The 6,889-nt window shown below is 70.3% G+C and carries 5 protein-coding genes; 2 read left to right on the forward strand and 3 right to left on the reverse strand.

What is annotated here, in order from left to right; all coding sequences use genetic code 11:
- The first annotated feature begins 697 nt into the window (after window positions 1–697).
- A complete protein-coding gene (locus tag AB0F41_RS27085) occupies window positions 698–2,500 on the forward strand; it encodes a hypothetical protein (protein WP_357428561.1) in 1,803 nt (600 codons plus the stop codon).
- Between the two features lie 228 nt (window positions 2,501–2,728).
- Here the strand turns inward: AB0F41_RS27085 and AB0F41_RS27090 are convergent, their stop codons facing one another.
- The gene (locus AB0F41_RS27090; RefSeq protein ID WP_357428563.1) at window positions 2,729–3,937 is read right to left on the reverse strand and encodes a glycosyltransferase family 4 protein; all 1,209 of its coding nucleotides are present in this window, start codon (window positions 3,935–3,937) and stop codon (window positions 2,729–2,731) included.
- A 534-nt stretch (window positions 3,938–4,471) separates the two neighbouring features.
- Here AB0F41_RS27090 and AB0F41_RS27095 point away from each other — a divergent pair.
- Window positions 4,472–5,197, forward strand: a complete 726-nt coding sequence (locus tag AB0F41_RS27095) for a class I SAM-dependent methyltransferase (RefSeq protein WP_357428577.1) — start codon at window positions 4,472–4,474, stop codon at window positions 5,195–5,197.
- A gap of 3 nt (window positions 5,198–5,200) precedes the next feature.
- Here AB0F41_RS27095 and AB0F41_RS27100 read toward each other — a convergent pair whose 3' ends face one another.
- A complete protein-coding gene (locus tag AB0F41_RS27100; protein WP_357428565.1) occupies window positions 5,201–5,515 on the reverse strand; it encodes a hypothetical protein in 315 nt (104 codons plus the stop codon).
- A 332-nt stretch (window positions 5,516–5,847) separates the two neighbouring features.
- On the reverse strand, window positions 5,848–6,030 hold the full coding sequence (locus tag AB0F41_RS27105) for a hypothetical protein (RefSeq protein ID WP_357428567.1): 183 nt from the start codon (window positions 6,028–6,030) through the stop codon (window positions 5,848–5,850).
- Window positions 6,031–6,889 lie beyond the last annotated feature (859 nt).

Genomic DNA, 6,889 nt, shown 5'->3' on the forward strand with positions numbered 1-6,889 from the left:
GGGGGGTAGCTACCGCGTGCGGTCGTGGTGCCCGGTGTCATCGGCGGACCACCGGCGACCGCACGCGCGTACACCGCGGCAGCGGCGATACCGGCGGCGGCCGCCCACAGCGCCGCGCTCGCCCCGCCACCACCCGCCAGGACCACCAGCGCGGGCAGCACTTTCGCGATACCGGTGACCCCGAGCACCAGCGCGAGCCCCCGGAACTGCTTTCGTCCCTGCAGTACGCCCTGCTCACCGGCCACCAGGACCAGTGCGGGCGCCGATCCGAGCGCCGCCGCCGCGGCCACGACACCGACTTCCAGCAGCGCGCTCACCAGCGGGACCAGCACCACCATCGCGGCCGCCACCAGCAGTGCGCACCTCCACCGCAGCCGGCGCAGGGCGGCGACATCGGCGCCGTGCACGAGTTCGCGCGCGACGACGTTCTGCAGGGCCAGCGCGGGTACTGCGCACAGCAGTTGCACGGCGAGCAGGCTGGCGAATTCGCTGTAGCCCGCCACCCCGAGCCACCGCCCGGCCAGCAGCTGCAGCAGATAACCCGCGATATTCGCGGTCATCGCGCCCGCGGTCACCAGGGTCATGTCCGCCACGGCGGGGAGACGGCGAACGAACAGCACGTCGGCAAGTGTCGCACCCGGTGCCGCGCGGATACCGGTCCGCCCCGCCGGGGCGGGCGAACGTAGGGTGACTGGCCGTGGGCGAACAACGGACCGGCCGGTGGGCACGATGGCTCCCGGCCGGTTACAGCCTGCTGCTGACCCTCCTGATCACCGCGCCGCTGCTGCGGCCCGGTTATCTGCTGATCCGGGATGCCGTCAGCACACCACGGTCGTATCCGACCGACGCCGCCCTCGGGCTGGGTGACGCCGCCCCGCGGGCGGTACCCCAGGACGGGTTGCTGGCGGCCCTCTCGACCGTCGTCGACGGCGGTCTGCTGGTGAAGATCATCTTGCTGGCGGCCCTCTGGGCCGCCGGATACGGCGCCGCCGCGCTCACCCGCGACCTGCTGCGGGCCCCACTCGCCGCCCAGCTGGTGGCGGTCACCCTCGCGCTGTGGAACCCCTACGTCGCCGAACGCCTGCTCCAGGGACATTGGAGTCTGCTCACCGGATACGCGGCACTGCCCTGGACGATCCTCGCGACCGTGCGGCTGCGCGCCGCCGCCCGGGGGTCGGTGGCCGACTGGGCGGCGCTCGCCGGCTGCCTGGCCGCGGCCGGGCTCACCCCCACCGGTTCACTGCTGGCCGGGGCCACCGCCCTCGCCGTGGCCGGCCGGCGCAAGTTCGCCGGTGTCCTCCTGGTCGCGGTGCTGTCCTGCGCCCCCTGGCTCACCGCGACCGCGGTATCGGGTGTCGCGGCCGAACCCTCCGACCCGGCCGGTGTCGCGGCGTTCGCCGCCCGCGCCGAACCGGGCCTGGCGACCGTGGGCAGCCTCGCCGGACTCGGCGGAATCTGGAACGCCGACGCGGTTCCGGGTTCGCGTACCGGCCCGCTCGCCGTGCTCGCGACCGCACTACTGCTGGTGATCGTGCTGCTGGGGGTGCGCAGGGTGGCGGCGGCCGACGGTGATCCGGAACGTACCCGGGCCCGGCGGATACTGCTGGGCATGGCCGGGGCGGCGGTGGTACTGCCCGCGCTCGCCGCGACACCCGCCGGACTCGCCGCGATGGAATGGCTGGTCGTCGAGGTCCCCGGCGCGGGCCTGCTGCGCGATACCCAGAAGTTCGTCGCCCTCGCCGTCCCTGGATACGTACTCTGCGCTGCCGCCGCCTGCACGGCCCTGCCCAGACGAATGAAATCCCGCCGGCAAACGCCGGAAAACTCCCCGGACCACGCCGAACCGGAAAAAAGCCACACCCCGCCGAGGGCGGCCTTACCCAATCGCTGGGCCCCCGCCCTGGCCGCGCTGTTCATCGGCGCGCTGGTCCTGCCATTGCCCGACCTCGCCTGGGGTGTGGGCGGGCAACTGCGGGCCGTCCACTATCCGGATTCCTGGCAGGAGACGGCCGGCCGGGTCGACGGTCCCGGCGATATCGCGGTGCTCCCGGGCGGAATGTTCCGCCGCTTCCCCTATTCCGGTTCCGCCCCCGTCCTCGATCCGGCCCCGCGGATGCTACCCCGCGACGTACTGCAGACGGGTGCGCTGCCGGTCGCCGGCCGGACCGTGACCGGTGAGGGCGTCCGCGCCCGCCGCGCGGAAGAGGTGCTGTTGAGCGGCGGCCCACCCGCCGACCTGGCCGCACTCGGCGTGGGCTGGGTGCTGGTCGAACGGGACACCCCCGGCCCCCGCGGCGACTCCGCGATCACGCTGGCGCAGCTGGAACCGGTGCACGACACCGGCGACCTCGCGCTCTACCGGGTACCGGAGGTGACGACCCGGCCCGAACCCGGCCACCGTGCTCTCGTTGTCGGCGCGCATATTCTCTGGGCCGCGCTGCTCGCGGCACCCCTCCTGGCCATCGGCCGACGCCGGCGTCCGCGCGACCCGAAGGCATAGCGGAGTCGCACGGATTTGCGGCCCACTCTGGATCACGGCCTCGACCCGCCGACGAACTCGATCATGTTTCCGACCGGCCCTGCCATCGAAGCAGCGCATCGGTCGAGGTGTACACCGGTGGTCCCGAGCGGCAACGCGGAGGTGCCGGGTGGTCGGGGATTGCCGGTAACCCGGGCCCTGCCCTGTCGCCTGCAGATCGACGCCGACAACGTCCCCGAGTGGATCCGCTCAGGCCCCGGCCGCGACCTCGGTGCGCACGGTGGCCGCGGCGTCCTCACCGGGCGAGATGAGTCCGCTGATCCGCGCACCGGCGGCAGCCGCCGCCAGCACCTGCTGCACCCCCGAGGCGGTGTGCTCCCAGGAGAACTCCCGTGCCCGCGCCCGCGCCTTCTCTCCCATGATGGTGCGCGCGGCCGCGTCGTCGAGCAGTTCGCCGACCGTCGCGGCGAGCTGGTCGGCATCGTCGGCCAGCACCCCGGTCACCCCGTCGATGATGGAATCGGTGAGTCCGCGCGAGGACCGGTAGCCCACGGTCGGGACCCCGTGCTGGGCCGCTTCGATCACCGCCAGCCCCCAGCCCTCCTTGCGGGAGGGCAGCACATGCACCCACGCCCGGGCGAGGAGTTCGTGTTTACGTGATTCGTCCACGTGCCCGTGGAAGGTGACGGCATCGGCGATCCCGAGTACGGCGGCCTGATCCTGCAGTTTGTCGGCCCACCAGCCGCCGCCGATCACATCCAGCCGGATCCCGGGAATACGGCCGCGCAACCGTGCCACCGCCGTGAGCGCGTCCTCGATCTGCTTATGTGGGACGAGGCGCGAGAGCACCACGACCCGGGGTTCCGGCGTGCGCACCTCCGCGGCGCCGGTGGGAACGTCACCGGGCACAGGTTCGGCCCCGTTACGCACGACCGCGATCCGCGAACGATCCACTCCGAGAGTGGCCAGTTCCTCGGCCGAGGGCAGCGAAACCGTGAGGTACTGGTCGGCCCGGTGCACCCGCGGCGACAGCCTGGACTCGATCCACCAGCCGATCCGGCCCACCACTCGGCCCGCGACCGGCCACTGTTCCCGGTGCCCGTGGTGCACCAGCACCACCGACGGCACACCCGAGACGAGCCGGGCGAAGAACGGTATGCCGTTCTGGGTGTCGACCACCGCTTCGGGCCGCACACCTTTGAGCGGGCCCAACCCGATCCGGCCCAACGCGATGGCGGCCAGCGCCCGGGGATACACCGTGAACCGGCCCCCGCCGCGGCTGATATCGATACCGTCGATACGCTCGCGTTTCGGCGCCCCCGGGTACCGGGCGGTACGTAGTGTCACCCGCACCCCCCGAGCCGCGAGATGCGCGCCGACCTGCTCCAGGTACCGTTCACTACCGCCGCCCTGTGGATGACCGGTATCGCGCCAGCAGAGCAGAAGTACTTCGCGCACGTGGGGCTTCTCCGGTCGGATCGGGTCCCGCGGACGGGACGGCGGTCGGTCCCGCGGACGGGACAGGGCAACGCGCTACACCTTAACGCTCCCACTCGCCCGGCAAGTCGCCCACCTGCGTGTCCTTCCGGTATCGGATCGACGCCTGCGACGATTCCTCGCTGCGGATCTGTGACACCGCGAATCCGCGATTCGGTGACATCGCGAATCTGCGATTCGGTGACACGCGAATCTGCGATTCCGAGACACGCGAATCTGCGATTCGGTGACCGGCTGAGAAGCTGTGACCGGTCACAATATGCGAGACTCGGCGTCGTGCTCGACGACCGGCAATCATCTGTGGATCGTGAATCGCTCGCGACGACCGACGGAGACTCCGCTCCCACCGGCGCCGGTATCGCGTCCACCGGCAGGGCCCCCCGGGGCGGCGACCAGGCGCCGCCCGCCCCCGCGCGTCCCCGATCCGCCGACGGGGCTCCATTCGCCCGCCGGGCACGATTCGCCCGCCGGGCACGATTCGCCCGCCGGGCAACGGTGGCCCGCTCGCTGCGACTCCTGCACAGCTTCCGCTTCGAACAGACCGATCCCGCCCGCTTCTACGGCGGTATCGCCACCGACAGCGTCGACCTGCTCACGGATTTCTACGCCGACCTCACCGGACGCGACCTCACCGGCGCGGTGGTACTGGACGTGGGCGGCGGCCCCGGCTACTTCGCCGACGAATTCGCCCGCGTGGGCGCGAAGTACATCCCGGTGGAGCCCGACCCGTCCGAGATGCATGCCGCGGGGATCGCGGTACCGGCCGCGGTACGCGGTTCCGGGATGGCGTTGCCGTTCCGCGACGACGCGGTCGATATCTGCTTCTCGTCGAACGTGGCCGAACACGTGCCGGATCCGTGGCGGATGGCCGACGAGATGGTGCGGGTCACCAAACCCGGGGGCATGATCGTGCTGTCCTACACCGTGTGGCACGGCCCGTTCGGCGGCCACGAAACCGGTCCGTGGCACTATCTGGGCGGCGAGTACGCGGCCCGCCGGTACCGCCGTAAGCACGGCCGGGAACCGAAGAACCGGTTCGGAGTGTCACTGTTCGCGGTCCGCGCCGCCGACGGTATGCGCTGGTCGGCACGTACTTCCGCGCGCGTCCACACGGTGTTCCCCCGATATCACCCGCGCTGGGCCTGGTGGCTGGTGCGCGTTCCCGGAATCCGGGAGTTACTCGTGAGCAATCTCGTAGTGGTTGCCGGCAAACCCGGCTGAGCCCTACAGCGCGACCTGTGCCCGGCTCCGGCCGACCCGGCCCCGCCAGCCGCTGCGAACCACCGGTTCGGAGCGGGACCACGGCGATTCCTGAATGGCAAGGCCGACGGTTTCGAGAGTGGTGAGCCCGACCAGATCGGCCAGCCCCCCGACCATCGCCACCGCCTCGGCCGCCTGCATGGCGGCCATCGCCTGTTCCAGGGTGAGGGTGCGGCCCGGTAGGAACGAAACGACCCATCCGCCGCTGCCAACGCTTTTCGCTTGATGGTCGGTCTGGTCGCTGGTCATCAACGCCCGGCCGATCACTTGCACCGCCATGAACGCCTCTCCCAATCGTGGGTCTTCGGTTCTAATGGAGCGAGCTGATACGTAGCTAACATCATGCGCCCTCCAGCAACAAAACGCAATAGTGCGTTCGTTGAAATACGTACCGAGAGGTAGGGATTCGCGATCGACACCTGTTCACCGGGATTATTCACCACGGCACCCAACACTCGGACCTGCACAGATGCGATCACGAGTTCGCTTGGGGCACAAGATCGAATCTTGTCACAGACCGGGTTCGGCAAGGTGCAGAAACGCCGCGTATATCAAAGAAGCGTGCGCACACAGCATCCCGGAACCGGCCGGGAAATCATTTGTCCGGCAAACTAATCGGTTGCCAGCAACGCCCGCAGGATCGGCACGCTGAATTGGGGGGCGTCCTCGGCATCGACGACCCGGACCTGCCAACCGGCCGGAAGCGCCGACTGCAACTGTCCCGCGGCGCGATGAAGAGGAGTGCTCACCGGGACATCACCGGCCGACTCCGGAGCGATGGACTCATCGGCCATGTTCCAACCACCTCTCGCGGGGCGATCGGCCCGGCCACGGGTCCGCGATTTACGGGCCGATCAGGGAGTGGATCCTCGGGATTGCGTGGTCGTCGAGATTCAGGGCCCCTCCAGAATAAGGCACAAATAGCCCCGATAGCGGCCCACATCTCCGGCAAGCCGCCCGATATCCGGACCCCGTCCCGGATGCGGTCACCGCAAGGCCGCCGGACCGGCAAAGGGCAGATTTCCGGCAAACCGCCCGCCGACATCACCGAGCACCGGATACGCCGAGGCACCACACCACATACGGCGGTCTCGATTACGCGGGAGCCCGGCCGCGTACTCACACATGGACAGCCCGGTGTGCAGTCCGGCGTTGCGCGGAATCTCGATACCGAGCGTGGGGTACCGCCGGGCGCCACGGCGCTGCTGCTGAACAACAGTCCGGTGGCGGCGAGGAGTACCGCGTGTTGCGGAGAAGGGATTTGTGAGTGTGACCGCTCGCCCGGAGCCCGTGAAGCTCTGCCACCTCGTTCGATCGATCACCGTATACCCCCCCTCCCGGCGAGCGCTGCCGCGTACAGCCCTACCGGCAATCCACACTTCCCGCACGCCCCCACCGAGCCGACCGCCGGAAATAGTCGGCCCACATCCGAGTACCGGGCCCCCGTGCGCGCCCGCGGTGAGGTCATCGCCGACTGGCTGGTCGCCCGGCCCGACCGATTCGGGCTCGCCCACGGCGACTACCACCAACCGATCCCACCGCCGGAGCACCCACCCCTCGGCGCCGAGTTCAGCGAGGCCCTGAAAGGGTTCGGCCCGCGTCGCCTGTCAGCACTCGAAGCGAGGTGGCGAAGCCACGAGTCTCGAGTGCTGA

The sequence above is a fragment of the Nocardia sp. NPDC024068 genome (assembly GCF_040638875.1).
Lineage (GTDB): Bacteria > Actinomycetota > Actinomycetes > Mycobacteriales > Mycobacteriaceae > Nocardia.